General features: G+C 71.3%; 1 protein-coding gene. It reads left to right on the plus strand.

The window, feature by feature from the left end; all coding sequences use genetic code 11:
• Window positions 1–1,333, plus strand: a 1,333-nt coding sequence (locus tag C1J00_RS43285) for a MinD/ParA family ATP-binding protein (protein WP_180989924.1), incomplete at both ends; no start/stop codon positions are given.

Genomic DNA, 1,333 nt, shown 5'->3' on the forward strand with positions numbered 1-1,333 from the left:
GTTACGGCTTCCCGCACCCCGGCGCCCCCAACGCCCAGGGCGGCTACGGTTTCCCGCAGCCGCCGGCCCAGCAGCCACAGCCCCAGACGCAGCCCGGCGTGGCCCCGCAGGCCCAGCCGCAGCCCGGGGCTCAGCCGCCGCATGCCGGGCAGCCCGACCCGTCGGGGCAGCCGCACGCCGGGCAGCAGCCGCCGCAGCACCCGGTGGACCCCCGTTCCGGTGCCGCCTGGCCGCAGCCCATGCAGCACGACCAGCGGCAGCCGACCAACCCCGGTGCGGCACCCCTCGGTTACACCGCCGCCGTGGAGCTGTCGTCCGACCGGCTGCTCAACAGCAAGAAGCAGAAGGCGAAGAGCAGCCGTCCGGCGGCCGGTGGCGGCCGATTCAAGATCGGTGGCAAGAAGGAGGAGGCCGAGCGGCAGCGGAAGCTGGACCTGATCCGTACGCCCGTGCTGTCCTGCTACCGGATCGCGGTCATCAGTCTCAAGGGCGGCGTCGGCAAGACGACCACGACCACCGCGCTGGGCTCCACGCTCGCCACCGAGCGGCAGGACAAGATCCTCGCGATCGACGCCAACCCGGACGCCGGCACCCTCGGGCGCCGGGTTCGGCGGGAGACCGGAGCCACCATCCGTGACCTCGTCCAGGCGATCCCGTACCTCAACTCGTACATGGACATCCGGCGGTTCACGTCCCAGGCGCCCTCCGGTCTGGAGATCATCGCCAACGACGTCGACCCGGCCGTGTCCACGACCTTCAACGACGAGGACTACCGGCGCGCGATCGACGTGCTGGGCAAGCAGTACCCGGTGATCCTCACCGACTCGGGTACCGGTCTGCTGTACAGCGCCATGCGCGGTGTGCTGGACCTCGCCGACCAGCTCATCATCATCTCGACGCCGTCGGTCGACGGGGCGAGCAGTGCGAGCACGACGCTGGACTGGCTGTCCGCGCACGGGTACGCCGACCTCGTCTCGCGGTCGATCACCGTCATCTCCGGGGTCCGCGAGACCGGCAAGATGATCAAGGTCGAGGACATCGTGTCGCACTTCGAGACGCGCTGCCGGGGCGTCGTCGTCGTGCCGTTCGACGAGCATCTCGCCGCCGGTGCCGAGGTCGACCTCGACATGATGCGGCCGAAGGTGCGCGAGGCGTACTTCAACCTCGCGGCGATGGTCGCCGAGGACCTCACCCGCCACCAGCAGGCACATGGCCTGTGGACCTCCGACGGCAACCCGCCGCCGGTCGCGGCCCCGCCGATGCCCGGACAGGCCATGCCGGGACAGCCCGTGCCCGGACAGCCCTACGCCCAGCCGGGGCAGCCCCCGTACCC

Origin of the sequence: Streptomyces cahuitamycinicus (assembly GCF_002891435.1) — a bacterium.
GTDB lineage: Bacteria > Actinomycetota > Actinomycetes > Streptomycetales > Streptomycetaceae > Streptomyces > Streptomyces cahuitamycinicus.